17 protein-coding genes are annotated in these 13,045 nt (G+C 64.4%); 10 read left to right on the forward strand and 7 right to left on the reverse strand.

Going from position 1 to position 13,045, the window contains the following annotated elements:
- The first annotated feature begins 250 nt into the window (after positions 1–250).
- A complete protein-coding gene (locus B0E46_RS04355) occupies positions 251–778 on the forward strand; it encodes an OmpA family protein (protein WP_168171125.1) in 528 nt (175 codons plus the stop codon).
- A 79-nt stretch (positions 779–857) separates the two neighbouring features.
- Here B0E46_RS04355 and B0E46_RS04360 read toward each other — a convergent pair whose 3' ends face one another.
- From B0E46_RS04360 to B0E46_RS04375, 4 genes are all read right to left on the reverse strand, one after another.
- Positions 858–1,190: a hypothetical protein gene (locus B0E46_RS04360; protein WP_077554479.1), complete on the reverse strand. Its 333-nt coding sequence runs from the start codon at positions 1,188–1,190 to the stop codon at positions 858–860.
- Positions 1,191–1,295: 105 nt separating this feature from the next.
- Positions 1,296–1,967: a glutathione S-transferase gene (locus B0E46_RS04365; protein WP_077554481.1), complete on the reverse strand. Its 672-nt coding sequence runs from the start codon at positions 1,965–1,967 to the stop codon at positions 1,296–1,298.
- A gap of 59 nt (positions 1,968–2,026) precedes the next feature.
- Positions 2,027–2,944 carry an arginine deiminase-related protein gene (locus B0E46_RS04370; protein WP_077554482.1) on the reverse strand — a complete coding sequence of 306 codons (918 nt, stop codon included), beginning with the start codon at positions 2,942–2,944 and terminating at the stop codon, positions 2,027–2,029.
- A gap of 69 nt (positions 2,945–3,013) precedes the next feature.
- Positions 3,014–4,279: an MFS transporter gene (locus B0E46_RS04375; RefSeq protein WP_077554484.1), complete on the reverse strand. Its 1,266-nt coding sequence runs from the start codon at positions 4,277–4,279 to the stop codon at positions 3,014–3,016.
- A gap of 157 nt (positions 4,280–4,436) precedes the next feature.
- Here B0E46_RS04375 and B0E46_RS04380 point away from each other — a divergent pair, with 157 nt between their 5' ends.
- Entirely contained in the window at positions 4,437–4,739 is a 303-nt protein-coding gene (locus tag B0E46_RS04380) for a DUF3247 family protein (RefSeq protein WP_077554486.1), read from the forward strand.
- 2 nt (positions 4,740–4,741) lie between these two features.
- Here the strand turns inward: B0E46_RS04380 and B0E46_RS04385 are convergent, their stop codons facing one another.
- A complete protein-coding gene (locus tag B0E46_RS04385; RefSeq protein ID WP_077554488.1) occupies positions 4,742–5,935 on the reverse strand; it encodes an acyltransferase family protein in 1,194 nt (397 codons plus the stop codon).
- 152 nt (positions 5,936–6,087) lie between these two features.
- Here B0E46_RS04385 and B0E46_RS04390 point away from each other — a divergent pair, with 152 nt between their 5' ends.
- The 4 genes from B0E46_RS04390 to B0E46_RS04405 all read left to right on the forward strand — a co-directional run bounded on the left by B0E46_RS04390 (position 6,088) and on the right by B0E46_RS04405 (position 8,834).
- Positions 6,088–6,966 (forward strand): LytTR family DNA-binding domain-containing protein, encoded by an 879-nt coding sequence (locus tag B0E46_RS04390; protein ID WP_077554490.1) that lies wholly within the window; start codon positions 6,088–6,090, stop codon positions 6,964–6,966.
- Positions 6,967–7,038: 72 nt separating this feature from the next.
- The gene (locus B0E46_RS04395; RefSeq protein WP_077554604.1) at positions 7,039–7,773 is read left to right on the forward strand and encodes a hypothetical protein; all 735 of its coding nucleotides are present in this window, start codon (positions 7,039–7,041) and stop codon (positions 7,771–7,773) included.
- Between the two features lie 62 nt (positions 7,774–7,835).
- Positions 7,836–8,285, forward strand: coding sequence for a DUF6491 family protein (locus B0E46_RS04400; RefSeq protein ID WP_077554491.1), 450 nt, complete (start codon positions 7,836–7,838; stop codon positions 8,283–8,285).
- Between the two features lie 72 nt (positions 8,286–8,357).
- Positions 8,358–8,834, forward strand: a complete 477-nt coding sequence (locus B0E46_RS04405) for a DUF6491 family protein (RefSeq protein WP_077554606.1) — start codon at positions 8,358–8,360, stop codon at positions 8,832–8,834.
- 36 nt (positions 8,835–8,870) lie between these two features.
- Here the strand turns inward: B0E46_RS04405 and B0E46_RS04410 are convergent, their stop codons facing one another.
- Both B0E46_RS04410 and B0E46_RS04415 read right to left on the reverse strand, forming a co-directional pair.
- Positions 8,871–9,692, reverse strand: a complete 822-nt coding sequence (locus B0E46_RS04410) for a ferritin-like domain-containing protein (RefSeq protein WP_077554492.1) — start codon at positions 9,690–9,692, stop codon at positions 8,871–8,873.
- Between the two features lie 142 nt (positions 9,693–9,834).
- Positions 9,835–10,251, reverse strand: coding sequence for a universal stress protein (locus B0E46_RS04415; protein ID WP_077554494.1), 417 nt, complete (start codon positions 10,249–10,251; stop codon positions 9,835–9,837).
- A 277-nt stretch (positions 10,252–10,528) separates the two neighbouring features.
- On the opposite strand from B0E46_RS04415, the gene B0E46_RS04420 reads away from it, so the two are divergent.
- The 4 genes from B0E46_RS04420 (at position 10,529) to B0E46_RS04435 (ending at position 13,013) form a co-directional block, all read left to right on the forward strand.
- Positions 10,529–10,987 carry a hypothetical protein gene (locus B0E46_RS04420; RefSeq protein WP_077554608.1) on the forward strand — a complete coding sequence of 153 codons (459 nt, stop codon included), beginning with the start codon at positions 10,529–10,531 and terminating at the stop codon, positions 10,985–10,987.
- A 124-nt stretch (positions 10,988–11,111) separates the two neighbouring features.
- The gene (locus B0E46_RS04425) at positions 11,112–11,642 is read left to right on the forward strand and encodes a peroxiredoxin (RefSeq protein WP_077554495.1); all 531 of its coding nucleotides are present in this window, start codon (positions 11,112–11,114) and stop codon (positions 11,640–11,642) included.
- Positions 11,642–12,076: a hypothetical protein gene (locus tag B0E46_RS04430; protein WP_077554496.1), complete on the forward strand. Its 435-nt coding sequence runs from the start codon at positions 11,642–11,644 to the stop codon at positions 12,074–12,076. Before B0E46_RS04425 ends, B0E46_RS04430 begins: the two co-directional genes overlap by 1 nt.
- Before the next feature lie 85 nt (positions 12,077–12,161).
- Positions 12,162–13,013, forward strand: a complete 852-nt coding sequence (locus B0E46_RS04435; RefSeq protein ID WP_077554499.1) for an energy transducer TonB — start codon at positions 12,162–12,164, stop codon at positions 13,011–13,013.
- The last annotated feature ends 32 nt before the right edge of the window (positions 13,014–13,045 follow it).

Consider the following 13,045-nt stretch of genomic DNA (forward strand, 5'->3'; position numbering starts at 1 on the left):
TTCAGCTTAGCAGCGGTCGCAGCGAGACGCGTCGCACCCAGGCGCTACGGTTTCGGAAACCTTCCCCCAACGGGCTTTCCGGGGAGTTAGCTGCCCGTCATGAGGGCCGTGGCATCGTTGCAGATGGCGTCAGCACGGCGATGCCCGAATGCCACCTTCGCGCCCATGGCATGGGAAGGGGCTGCGGCTGCATCCATGGCTGCCACCAAAGTTTCCTACAGGGCATCCGAGCACTTGGAGGACGGTGACTATGAACAAGACGATCCGTATGGGCGCGATCATGGCGGCTGGCACGGCGGCACTGTTGCTGGCCGGCTGCCAATGTCCGGGCATGGTGGCCAGGCCGATGATGGTGATGCCGGCGCCGCCGCCGGCGCCGGTGCCACCGATGGTCGAGAGCAGGCACGAGCGCCTGTCGGCGGATGCGTTGTTCGCCTTCGGCAGGTCCGATATCGACAGCCTGACCAACCGCGGGCGCAATCAGCTGGACCGGCTGGTCGAAGAACTGCGCGATACCGGCAGGATCCGTTCAGTGAGCCTGGTCGGCTACACCGACCGCATCGGCAGCCGGGCCGGCAACGACGATCTTTCGCTCAAGCGCGCCAACGCGGTGCGCGACTACCTGGTCAGCCATGGCGTGGACGCCAGCCTGATCAGCACCGAAGGTCGCGGCGATGCCGACCCGGTGGCGCTGTGCCGGCAGCTTGCAGGTGAAAGGCTGCGCGACTGCCTCGCCCCCAATCGTCGCGTGGAAGTGAACATCGAGGCGGTCAGGTAAGCCGGCATTGCCGTGGTGTCATGCAGGGCCGGATACATGTGTCCGGCCCTGCCGCATCTTCAGGCAACGATCGCGCGGCTCATTCGTCGTCGCGGCTGCGGAACACGTGGCGAAGCAACAGGAACGCGCCGATCGTGCCGGCGACAATCGCCACACTGGCCGTCGGATGGCGCGTGACCTGACGACGCAGGCGGCGATAGTGATAATTCGCCTCGTCGGCGAAATCTTCGGCCGCGTTGGTCAGCCGCTGGCTGTAATGGTTGCCGCGCTTGCCGAAACGTTCGCCAAGGCTGCGGCCACGGTCAAACAGATTCTGTGCGCTGCTGGCAGCGCCATCGGCATAGCGACGCACACGTTCGCCGGCTTGCTCGCCCGCGTCGCGGATCTGGCGCTCGATATCACGGTTACGCATCACTTTTCTCCTTGGCATCCGAGACACAGGCTGCCAGCGAGGTCGTGAGCGGTGCGTGGACAACGGCAGCGGGCACGGCTGTCCGTTCAGTTAGGGACGAGGGAATCAGCTCCCGAGGCGGTATTCGCCACCGTTCTGCAACGCGCGCTGGTAGGCCGGCCGCGCGTGGATGCGCTGCAGGAAAGTCGACAACCGCGGGTAACCCGCGTCCAGCCCGCCGCGTGCCGCGAAGGCTTCCAGCGGAAAGCTCAGCTGGATATCGGCCACGCTGAAAGCGTTGCCGGCAAACCACTCGCTCTGGCCCAGCTCGCCTTCCAGATAGTCCAGATGCAATTTCAATTGCGGATCGACGAAGCTGCTCAATACCTTGTGCGCGATGCCCCTGGCGATCGGCTTCACGAAGAACGGCGCGGGCGCGCTCTCGACTTTGCGGAACACCAGCTTCAGCAGCAGCGGCGGCATCGCCGAACCTTCGGCGTAATGCAGCCAGTAATTGCAGCGCAGCCGTGCGGTTGTGCCGTGTGCGGGAATCAGCGTGCCGGCGCCGTAGCGGTCGGCGAGGTACTCGGTGATCGCGCCGGATTCGGCCAGGGTGAGCTCCCCATCCGTGATCACCGGCGACTTGCCCAGCGGATGCACCGCGCGTAGCTCGGGCGGCGCCAGCATGGTTTTCGGATCGCGCTGGTAGCGCTTGATTTCGTAAGGCACGCCGAGCTCTTCCAGCAGCCACAGGATGCGTTGCGAGCGTGAATTGTTCAGATGATGGACGACGATCATGCAGCGCTCCGCGATTTCAGGGCGATCACCGGTATGGAATCGCTGCCGGGGTGTGATGCTCAGTAGATTTCGCCGACGCAGCAGCGCAGGCTGCCGCCGGCTTTTTCGATCTCGCTCAGATCCACGGCGCCGACGGCAAAACCGTAATCGGCGAGCGTCTCGCGCTGTTCGTCGGTCAGCGCGTTGGCGGCGCAAGCGCTCATCCATACACGTTGGTCGGACAAAGCGATCGCGTTGGCGGCGAATGCCTGCTTCTGCGCCGGAGTCAGCCAGATCGCGCGATTGCCGTGGGCCTTGGCGATGGCCTGCGGTACGGCCGGATCGCGGAAACCGTCGGCGGCGATGATCGCGGCGCGGCTGGCCAGCAGGGCCAGCACCACGTTGGTGTGGTATTCCGATTCGGCCAGCTCGAAGCAGAATGTCAGGCGCAGCTCGAACGCCTGGTGCATCGCGTGTGCGCCGGCCAGGTCGCAGCGCTCGCTGAGGCCGCAATAGCCGACCCCGCGGGCACGGTCGATGATCAACGAGCCGGTGAGTTCGGCGACCAAGTCGTCGCAGCCGGACAGGTCGATCTCGTCGTAACCCAGTACCTCGCCGAAGAAGCCGCGGATGTCGTGTCGCTCGGCCTCGCGCTGGCGCACCGCATGACGCATGCGACCGATGATCAACCGGCCCGGCGCGGTGGCGAACACGTTGTTCGGAAATACCGCATCGGGCGTGGCGGGATTGCCGGGAAACGTGATCACCGGAAGATCCGCGCGCAAGGCCTGCGCCAGCACGCCATGCTGGGCCAGTGCTGTCAGCGGATCGACGGCGATGCTCAGGTCCATGTAACGGTTGTCGCGTGCCGATTCCGCCGCCAGCGAGAATTCGGCCGGGGCGACCAGATACGCCGCCCGCGCGGTGGCTGCGGCATCCGGCAACGGCGCCAGCGTGGCAAAGGCTTCGAGGAATTCGGTTGGCGACGTGGTGATCATGGCGGCTCCATCACGCTCAGGTTCGGTGCAGACCACGCCGATGGGTGTCTGTCTGCGCCGGGATCAGTGTCAAAGAGTATCTGTTGCCGCCGCTTCCGGTGCAGGGGTTTCGGCATGCAGCCGTTGGCGCCGGCGCAAGCCCGGGAACATCGCCATCCACAGCCCGACCACCAGCAGCGTGCCGATGCCGCCGAGCACGGTGGCGTTCACCGCACCCAGCCAGGCCGCCAGCATGCCCGACTCGAACTCGCCGAGCTGGTTGGAGGTATTGATGAAGATCGCATTCACCGCGCTGACCCGGCCACGCATGTCGTCGGGCGTGTCCAGTTGCACCAGGGCGCCGCGGATCACCATGCTGACCATGTCGAACGCGCCCAGCGCGAACAGCGCGAGCAGCGACAGCCACAGCGTGGTCGATACGGCGAATACCAGGGTGGCCATGCCGAAACCGGCGACCGCGGCAAACATGATCGCGCCGACCTGCCGCTGCATGCTGTGCCGCGCCAGCCATACCGACATCAGCAGCGCGCCCACCGCCGGCGCGGCGCGCAGCAGGCCGAGACCCCACGGACCGGTGTGCAGGATGTCCTTCGCGAAGATCGGCAGCAGCGCGGTGGCGCCGCCGAGCAACACGGCGAACAGATCCAGCGAGATCACGCCCAGCACATCCTTGCGTGCGCGGATGAAATGCACGCCGGCGAACAGCGTCTTCAGCGTGGCCGGTTCGCGCCTGGGCGGCGCCTGCTCGTAGCGCAGCCGGCTCATCAGCGTGGCAGAGATCAGGTACAGCACGGCGGCCACCAGGTAGACCACGCCCGGTCCGGCCACGTAGAGCAAACCGCCCAGCGCCGGGCCCATGATCATCGCCGCCTGGCCGGCCGAGGCATTCACCGCCATCGCGCGTGGCAGGATCGACGCGGGCACCAGCGCCGGCAGCATCGACTGCAATGCCGGAAACTCGAAAGCCTTGGCCACGCCGATCACGAGCACCAGCAGCAGGATGCCGAGCTCATGGATGCCGTGGACCAGACTGAGCACGGCCAACAGGGCAATCGCGAGCCATTCCACGATCTGCCCGAGCAACACGATCCGGCGCCGCTCGAACTGGTCGGCGACATGTCCGGCCGGCAACGCCAGCAGCACGGATGGCACGAACTGCACCAGTCCGATCAGGCCGAGGTCGAACGCGCGGCCGGTGATCGCATAGATCTGCCAGCCCACCGCCACCGACAGCATCTGGAAGCCGAAACTGGAGGTGATCCGGGCAAACCAGAACGCGACAAACGCGCGGTGCAGCAACAGCGAGTCCGCTGGCGGCGTGTTGGGAGATGGCATCGGGTGTCCTTGCGGGGCGCCCATTATCGGGTCGCCGTCGACACAGGCAAAGTGCCGCAGCCCGGCCCTTCGTTCAGCTGGCAGACGGGCGAATTGACGGGTTCTTGCCGTTTTGCCGGCTAGCGTCCGGAGCCTAGGGCCATGCGAGGCGAGTCTCATGGGCAAGCGCGCAGAGCGTGTGTACACGGATCGCGCCAGCATCCGGCAGCTTGAGTCGCTGATCGGCCAACTGCCGGCCCATGGGCATGTCGTGCTGGTCATGAAGGACGGCAGCAGCTGTGACGGGGTGGTCAGCGCGCAACCGCGCGTGCAGGTTTTTCGCGATGCCCACGAACGGGAAGGCATCAATGCCCGGGTGCAATTGCAGCGGCCGGACGTGCCGGAATGGAGCCGGCGCGTCTGGCTCGATCAGGTGGTTCGGGTCGAACACCTGGATTTGAGCATGGTGGGCGAGAGCTGAGTTCAGCCGAGGTCGTCAGCCAGCCGCGCTGGCGCAGCGGGCAACCCGGGCCGCGCGTGGGATGCCTCCAGCCCGAACAGCGGCCGCAGCCAGTTCACGCGACGGATCACGCACTCATGCAGCAAGGCACAGCCGCCGATGGTGCCGAGCAGGATCAACGCCGGTTCGAATACCGGGCCGAGTCCCAGCGGCATCAGCCGCCACGCGAAGAACAGCAGCAGGCTCTGGTGCAGCACATACCACGGGTACACCGCCTCGCGCGCATACGGCAGCCAGCGGAACGGGCGGTTGAGCAACGCCTGGCCCCAGCCAAGCACGGCAGCGATCGCGATCCACGTATAGCTGTAGCGCAGCCAGACCGCGAGAAGCTTGGCGGTGATCAGTGCGGTTCGGCCATGGATGAACTGCCCGGCGAACCGATCCAGGCACAGGTATGCCGCGAAGCAGGCCAGTGCCAGTGGCAGCGCGGCGCGACGCAGGCGCAATAGTTCAGCCCACAGGCCGTTGTCGGTGCCGAGCAGGTAGCCGTAGAAAAACATGGTGGCGTAGAGCGCCAGTGCATACCAGTCGCCGACCAGCGCATGTGATTCCGGGTAGCGCCAGGACAGCAGCACGCCATACGCGAACAGGGGCAGCACGGGATGTACCAGCAGGCTTGCGCCGCGCAGGGTCAGGCAACGGGCGCGCATTCGCTGGCCGAGCCGTGACTCCAGCAGCGGCATCAACAGCAACAAAAGCATCGTGTAGACCCACAGGTAGGGCAGGTACCACAGGTGGTTCCAGGTAAGCCCGTAGTCGCGGTAGCCATGCGTCCAGTAATGCAGCAGGAAAGGCCCGAAGCCTGCCGTGAGTTGTCCGTCCGCCAATCCCTGCACGTAGGGCTGGATCGGGATCACCACCAGCATGCCGAACGTCAGCGGCAGCAACAGCCGCACCGTGCGCTTCCATGCCAGTCCGGGCAGGCCGGTCTTGCCGCGCATGAAATGCATGGCCAGCCCCGAGATCAGGAACAGCAGTTCCATCCGCCAGCGGTTGAGGAACAACATCGGATATTGCAGCCACTCGGCCAGGTGGCTGCTCTTGAGATGGAATCCCCAGTCGCAAACCGGGGCCACATACAGCATGCCGGCGTGATAGAGGATCAGCAGGCTGAAGGCGAGGACGCGCAGGGCGTCGATATCATGACGGCGGTTCATGCGAGAGCTCCGGTAGAAAGTGCCGTGATCTTCATGCGCCGCCGCCCCGCCGGCCCGCGCCAAGTGACTGATGGACGGGTGCTAGTGACGAACGGTGCGCAGCCGGGGACGAAGTCCGGAGCAATCGGCAGCGTTGCCCGTAGAATCGCCGCATGACGAATCACGCGACTTTCGATTACCGGGACTTCCAGCGCTGGCAGCGACCGTTCGAGGTCGGTTTCTGGGTGGTGATGTATGTGTTGAACGCGACGTTCAACAGCGTGACCTCGGCGATCGATCATGCCGGACAGCCGGCGTGGCAGCCGTGGTCGTGGGAATGGAGCAGCGCGCTGGTATTGCTGGCCCTGTTGCCGGCGGTGATCGCCGTCGAGCGACGCTGGCCATTCCGCTTCGATACCTGGCGGCGCAGCCTGCCGTTGCACTTGCTGGCCAGCGTGCCGTTCAGCTTGATCCACGTCGGCGGCATGATCGTGCTGCGCAAGCTGGCCTATGCCATGGCAGGGCAGCATTACGATTTCGGCCCGTGGTGGGCCAATGCCGGCTATGAATATCTCAAGGACGTGCGTACCTACTTCTCTATCATCGCCATGCTGGCGTTGTATCGACTATGGCTGCTGCGCCTGCAGGGCGAGGCGCGACTGCTGGTGGCGCCCGAGGAAGGGCCGCCGGTCGAGCCGGTCGAGCGGCCGGAGCGGTTCCTGGTGCGCAAGCTGGGCCGGGAATTCCTGATCAATGCCAGTGAGATCGAATGGCTGCAGGCATCAGGCAATTACGTGAACCTGCATGTGCGCGGCCGCGACTATCCCTTGCGCGCAACGATGGCCGGGATCGAGGAGCGGCTCGATCCGGCCCGCTTCGTGCGCGTGCACCGCAGCTATTTCGTGAATCTGGACTACCTCGCCGAGATCGAGCCGCTGGAAAGCGGCGACGCGCGCCTGCAGCTGCGCGATGGCATGAAGATTCCATGCAGTCGACGTTATCGCATGCAGTTGCGCGAACGTTTCGGCGAGATGGCCGCCAGCGCAGCGTGAAACGCGCACGGTTGCGCGATGCTGCCGGCTCGTTCCACTCTAGGCTCCTGTTCTCCCATGGATGCCCTGCCGATGAAACCGTCATTCCATCGCCCCTGCGTGGCCCTGCTATGCGCCAGCTGGCTGCTCGCCGGATGCTCGCCCCAAGGCGGTCAGCCGGCCGCTTCGACAGCGCAGGTGCAACAACAGGCGCAGGAGGCCGATGCGGCGAGGAAACTCGATACCTATCAGCAATTGCTGCGCATCAAGAATGACGAAATGGCCGTGACGATGGGGCATGACATTCTCGATCACTATCCCGGCACTGCAGCGGCGAAGCAGGTGCAGCAGAGCCTGCCCTCGATCGAGCAGCGCTGGAAGGAGAACAGCGAGAAAAACCGGCTGGCGGCGCTGTGGTTGTACCAGGTGTCGCCGATGGCTGGCGGTACGCAATCCACCGCCACCATCGTCAGCAGCCAGCCAGCCGGTGGGGATCGCGTGCAACTGGTGCTGCGCCGGCACACCAGCTGGGGTTTGAGCGTGTTCCTGTACGGCAGCAAGCCCGGGTTCGTCTGCCACGGCAATTGCACGCTGGCCGCCACGGTGGATGGCAAGCCGGAGCATATCAAGGTGTTCGCACCGCCGACCGGCGAGCCGGCGCTGATGATGGTCGACGACAAGGGCTTCATCGCCATGCTGCAGAAGGCGAAGAAGATCAGCCTGGAGGTGACCTTCGCCGACGGCGAGAAGAAGCGCACCCTGGTCTACGAAGTCGGTGGCTTCGATCCGGCCAGGTGGGCCAGTCTCGACAAGGGAAAAAAGAAGTAACCGGTGTATGCCTGTGGTCTAGTGCTGCGTTATCAACCTTATCCTTGATCGAGGGTATCGCCATGAAATCCATGCATCTAGTGTCCGGGCTGCTCATCGCCGTGCTGCTCGCCGGTTGCTCCAGCGTGCCTTATGCCCAGCGGCAGAGCCAGCGCCTGGCGGAGTACGCGGCGGCGGCCGGCGCCCCCGTGCGCAGTTTTCACTTCTTCAGCCCGATGTATTCGTGGGAATCGCTGAGCGACCAGCAGCTGGCCGTCTATACCCGGCCCAACCAGGCCTGGCTGCTGGATGTGGACAGTTGCCCGAACCTGACGTTTGCGAACGTGATCGGCCTGACGTCCAGTGTGCATGAGGTATCGGCGCGCTTCGACCGCGTGCTGATGGGGCGGAACAACTTCCCTTGCACCATCGTGCAGATCCGTCCGATCGACGTGAGTCGTTTGCGCGCCGCGCAGCAGGCCCAGCGCAAGATCGACGAAAAGCCGCGCGAGGCGGCTGCCGGCGCACAATGATGCGCTTGCCTGCGCGGGCTGCATGAGCGTGGACGCGGTGTCGGCAGGTCTCGTCTTACGGAGGGTGTGATCATGCGCAGGCCGTATCTTGCATCGCTCGCTGCCGCAGCGGCCGGGCTGCTTGCGGCCTGTGCCGGCACGCCGGCTGCGCAGGATCTGCAGCAACGGCAAGCCGCCTATGTCGCGGTGGCCGGTGCGCCGGTGCGCAGTTTTCGGCTGGTGTCCGGGGCGTCGGTCTATTCGTGGGAGCCGCTCAGCGATACCCAACTGGTGGTCTATACCAGGCCTGCGCGTGCGTTCCTGCTCGACACCTGGCCGTGCAGCGGCCTGACCGTCGCCAACAGTGTCGGGTTCACCTCCTTTGCCGGTGAGGTATCGGCAGGCTTCGACAAGATACTGACGATGCGCGGCTATCTCCCCTGCGCGATCAAGCAGATTCGGCCGCTGGACCTGGCGCGCTTCGAGTTCGGCAAGGAAGCGCAACGCCACGTCGACGTCATGGCTCGCGACGACACGGCTCTGACGCCAGCACCGGCCGGCAGTCACTGAAACGCGGCCAGGCGCGGAGGACGTCGATCGATAGGCTCAATGCAGGAACAGCTTGCCGGTGATCCGCGCCAGCGGCTTTTCCAGCGCATTCTGCAACGGGGTCGGCAGATCCAGCGGCTTGAGCAGCATCTTCACCGTCATCGCGGCCGGGATGTGCCGGCGCAGCAACCCCTGCGCGCGATCGCTGATCCGGCGAAACTCCGTCTCGTTGCCCTGGTGTTGCGGATAGCACTGGTTGAACACGTGGCGCAGCGCGATGCTGCTGTCCTCGCCCTTGATCTCGTTGACCCGGCGCAGGATCGCGCGGAACACCTTGTAGCGGCCGAAGCCCTCGCGCTCCCGGTACAACCGGTAATGCTGGTAGAAGTGCTTGTAGTGGCGCACTTCATCGCTCTTGATGTGGTTGGTCAGCTGTTTCAGCACCGGTTCGTCGGTGAGCTCGTGCAGGGCGCGGTACAGGCTGGCGGTGCCGGTTTCCACCACGCAGCGGGCGGCCAGTTCCAGCCCGCGGCAGGATTCGAGCTGCTCGGCGGTGCACACCGCACCGTATTCGTTCCAGAACGCCTTGAAGCCGCGCTCCCAGTCGAACTCTGGCCAGACCTGGCGGACATAGGCGGTCAGCGCACGGCCGTGCTGGAGTTCTTCATGCTCCCAGTGCTGGCGCAGCCAGGTCTGCAGCTCCTGGTCGCCGGCAAAATGATCGATCAGGTTCTGCGTGTACAGATCCGAGCCGCTCTCGACGAACGACGAGCTGCACAGCAGGAAGAACAGATCCTCATCGTGGCGTACGCGCGCGACATCGATACGGCTGAGGTCCAGACTGTCCAGAGTCCAGGGCAGGGCGTGGGAATAACTCAAGCGGTCGTCCTGTGTGGTTTCGGGTGGACGGCGGTCACGAAGGCCGCTGTCGCATGACGAGGAATGCCCACAGGATACGGCTTCACGCCGGTGGTGGATTAACCTGCGCCGACTTGCGGATGCGCGAATGCGCCAGCATGCCTCAGCGCACCACCGTCACCGGTACGTGGGCGCGTGCCAGAACATTGTTGGACACCGAGCCGAGCAGCCAGCGTGCGAGGGCGCCACGCTCGGTGTGGCCGATCACGATGTGGTCGACGCCATGCAGCGCGATCTGGCCCAGCAGCACATCGCCGGGGCTGCCATAGGTCAGTTCGACATCGACCAGGCTGGCGGCATCGGGCACGATCGCGGTCAATTCCTCCAGCAGCTCCTTGACGCGCTGTGTGCCGGAGTCGGCGATCATCAGGGTCGACGCATCGGCGCCGCCTTCCGTGACCTGCAGCACCGACACCACGCGCACGCGGCCACCGCTGCAGCGAGCCAGATCGATCGCGAACTGAAACGCGCGCCGGGAGGCGTCGGAGCCGTCGTAACCCACCAATGCATACTTGACCATGGTTTTCCTTCGCTGCGCTCCGGCTTCGGAGTCATCTCGAGTCTAGGCAGTGTTCTGACTTCGTCACAAGCCTCGGCCGGGTTTCACGCCATGTCCGGCAGTCTGCGCGGGCAGCTGTTATCGAATCATCAAGGCTGAAAACCTGAATGGACAGTCATGCTCGTGCACATCGCTGTCACGTCGCGGTGCACACGCTGTCTCCACCACGCAGCGGCGTGCTGCCCTTTGGGGAGCATGTTCGATCCTGTGCTGGCCGAACTCATTCAAGGAGATGATCATGATCAAACATACTTTCGGAATGGCCGCCCTGGTGCTGGCTTGTGCGACGGCGACCACGGTGCTGCCGGTTTCCAGTGCGCACGCGGACGAGGCCGCGGTGAAGTGCCATCTCAGGTTCAACCTTGCCGGCTGGTCGCTGATCTACAAGCACGCCGAGGGCAATGGCACGATCCGCTGCGACAATGGGCAGAGCGCCAACGTCAAGATCAGCGTGGTCGGCGGCGGAATTACCGCCGGCAAATACCGCATCAACGACGGCAAGGGCGAGATCAGCAATGTGCATGGCATCCGCGAGGTCTTCGGCGACTATGCGCAGGCCGGCGCCGAAGCTGGCGTGGTCAGGAGTTCCCAGGCGCAGGTATTGACCAAGGGCACCACGTCGCTGGCGCTGGCCGGTACCGGTGAGGGCGTCAACCTGGGTGTCTCGGTAGGCAAGTTCACCATCGAGCCGCGTTGAGGGCTGAAGCTGGTCGGGCAAGCCTGATGTGACAACGAAGGGCGCCGCATGGCGCCCTTCCCTTTTGGGCGCGTAAACTGCGGCGGCTGTATTTCCTCCTCCTTGCCATGCTGGAGATCCCGTGATGCGCCGTGTTTCCTGTCTGCTGGTATTGACCCTGCTGTGTGCCCTGGTGGCGCCGGCTTTCGCCGCCACGCCACAGGTGGGCGATGCCGCGCCGACCTTTCGACTGCAGGATCAGCACGGCCACTGGCATGCGCCTGCCGATTTCCACGGTCACTGGCTGGTGCTGTATTTCTATCCGAAGGACTTCACGCCCGGTTGCACCACCGAGGTGTGCACCTTCCGCGACGACATCGCCAAGCTGCGCAAGGCCGGCGCCGAAGTGGCGGGCATCAGCCTCGACGACGTGAAATCGCATGCCGGGTTCGCCGCGAAATACCACGTGCCGTTTCCGCTGTTGGCCGATGCCGATCGCAGCGTGGCTACCGAGTACGGAGTACTTACCGAACACCTCGGCATGCATTACGCCAAGCGCACCACCTTCCTGATCGACCCGCAGGGCAAGATCGCCAAGGTCTATGTGGACGTCGATCCCGAGAAGAATTCCGCCCAGGTGATGAACGACCTGGCTGCCTTGAAGGCGGCAGGCTGATGCCGGTGGTTATCCGCGACCGGCCCGAGCAGCCGCCCGGGCTGGCCATTTGGCGCGTGCTGGTCTGGGCGATGCTGCTGCTCGCCGCGCTTGGCTGCGTGCAGTATGTGCGCCACGCACAGCAGGTCTGGAAGCAACTGCGGACGCTGGCACCGGCGGAGCCTCACGTGGTCACGACCTTGCACGACATGCTCGGCTGGGACATGGCCTACCTGTTGGCCGCGTTAGCGCTGATCGTGATCTGCGCCGGCTGCATCCTGCGCCAGGCCTGGGCACGGCCGTGCATGCGCGTGGCGGCCTTGCTGCTGGCGGTCGGCTTGGTGTTCAGCGCCACGTTGCTGCTGTTCAAGGGAGTCGCCGTGCCACTGCTGCTCTGGCTGAGCTGGCGGCTGGGGCAGCCGGCAGTATTGGCGCAATTTCGGCTGCATCGCTGACGTTCAGACGACGGGTTGTCGAATGGCTGCTTGCATCGGTGCTGGGCGCTAGACTGCTCGCCAGACTTACCAATAGGGGGCAGGGATGAAACGCTTATTGCTGGGGTTGTTTTGCGTATTGTTGTCGGGCGCGACGCTGGCTGCGGGACCCAATGCGGTGCGCAAGCGGGCACAGGCAAGCATGTTGGTTACCGGTTCGGTCGAAGTGGCGCCGGACGGCAGCGTCCGCGGATATGCCATTGATCAACCAGACCAGCTCCCGCCTGTCGTCGTCGATCTTATCCGCAAGAATGTTCCAACCTGGACATTCGTGCCTGTTCTCGTTGATGGTCGGCCCGTGGCTGCAAAAGCGAAAATGAGCTTGCGCATGGTCGCCAAACGGATCGACGATCAGCATGAATCGATCGGTATCACCGGTGCCCAGTTTGGTCAGAAGGATGCCGACGCCGCAGAAGATATCAGCTACAAAAACCACCCTTCGCCACAGTATCCGGGTCTTTCATTGAGAGCACATGTTTCCGGCACCGTATACGTATTGGCGCGTGTTGACCGGCAGGGGCAAGTGACAGATGTGGCGGCTGAGCAGGTCAACCTCGGGGTCTACGCCAGTGACAACGACATGGCCGCGTTCCGCAAGGATCTCGCCAAGGCTTCCCTGGCGGCGGTCAAACAGTGGACGTTCAATATACCCACTCGCGGTAAGGAGGCAGCACGCGATTTCTGGGTGGCGCGGATACCGATCAACTACAGTGTGGACGGTTACACTCCTGTCGCGAAATACGGTCAATGGCAAGCCTATATACCTGGTCCAACCGAGTTCGTGCCATGGGCGCATAAAGATCAGCTGCTCGCGGGGAGTGCCGATGCCACCCCTGACGGGTCGATCCAGCAGATCGGACAGGGCCTGCATCTGACGACGCAACTCGGTGGCACCTGATGTTGGAGTCAATGGACTAAAACAGCCGCGTA

The organism is Rhodanobacter sp. B04 (genome assembly GCF_002001125.1).
Taxonomy (GTDB): domain Bacteria; phylum Pseudomonadota; class Gammaproteobacteria; order Xanthomonadales; family Rhodanobacteraceae; genus Rhodanobacter.

Excerpts from the sequence above, each read along its gene's own strand:
- B0E46_RS04355 (WP_168171125.1), top strand. The coding sequence starts at position 251 with ATGAACAAGACGATCCGTATGGGCGCGATCATGGCGGCTGGCACGGCG.
- B0E46_RS04360 (WP_077554479.1), bottom strand. The coding sequence starts at position 1,190 with ATGCGTAACCGTGATATCGAGCGCCAGATCCGCGACGCGGGCGAGCAA.
- B0E46_RS04365 (WP_077554481.1), bottom strand. The coding sequence starts at position 1,967 with ATGATCGTCGTCCATCATCTGAACAATTCACGCTCGCAACGCATCCTG.
- B0E46_RS04370 (WP_077554482.1), bottom strand. The coding sequence starts at position 2,944 with ATGATCACCACGTCGCCAACCGAATTCCTCGAAGCCTTTGCCACGCTG.
- B0E46_RS04375 (WP_077554484.1), bottom strand. The coding sequence starts at position 4,279 with ATGCCATCTCCCAACACGCCGCCAGCGGACTCGCTGTTGCTGCACCGC.
- B0E46_RS04380 (WP_077554486.1), top strand. The coding sequence starts at position 4,437 with ATGGGCAAGCGCGCAGAGCGTGTGTACACGGATCGCGCCAGCATCCGG.
- B0E46_RS04385 (WP_077554488.1), bottom strand. The coding sequence starts at position 5,935 with ATGAACCGCCGTCATGATATCGACGCCCTGCGCGTCCTCGCCTTCAGC.
- B0E46_RS04390 (WP_077554490.1), top strand. The coding sequence starts at position 6,088 with ATGACGAATCACGCGACTTTCGATTACCGGGACTTCCAGCGCTGGCAG.
- B0E46_RS04395 (WP_077554604.1), top strand. The coding sequence starts at position 7,039 with ATGAAACCGTCATTCCATCGCCCCTGCGTGGCCCTGCTATGCGCCAGC.
- B0E46_RS04400 (WP_077554491.1), top strand. The coding sequence starts at position 7,836 with ATGAAATCCATGCATCTAGTGTCCGGGCTGCTCATCGCCGTGCTGCTC.
- B0E46_RS04405 (WP_077554606.1), top strand. The coding sequence starts at position 8,358 with ATGCGCAGGCCGTATCTTGCATCGCTCGCTGCCGCAGCGGCCGGGCTG.
- B0E46_RS04415 (WP_077554494.1), bottom strand. The coding sequence starts at position 10,251 with ATGGTCAAGTATGCATTGGTGGGTTACGACGGCTCCGACGCCTCCCGG.
- B0E46_RS04420 (WP_077554608.1), top strand. The coding sequence starts at position 10,529 with ATGATCAAACATACTTTCGGAATGGCCGCCCTGGTGCTGGCTTGTGCG.
- B0E46_RS04425 (WP_077554495.1), top strand. The coding sequence starts at position 11,112 with ATGCGCCGTGTTTCCTGTCTGCTGGTATTGACCCTGCTGTGTGCCCTG.
- B0E46_RS04430 (WP_077554496.1), top strand. The coding sequence starts at position 11,642 with ATGCCGGTGGTTATCCGCGACCGGCCCGAGCAGCCGCCCGGGCTGGCC.
- B0E46_RS04435 (WP_077554499.1), top strand. The coding sequence starts at position 12,162 with ATGAAACGCTTATTGCTGGGGTTGTTTTGCGTATTGTTGTCGGGCGCG.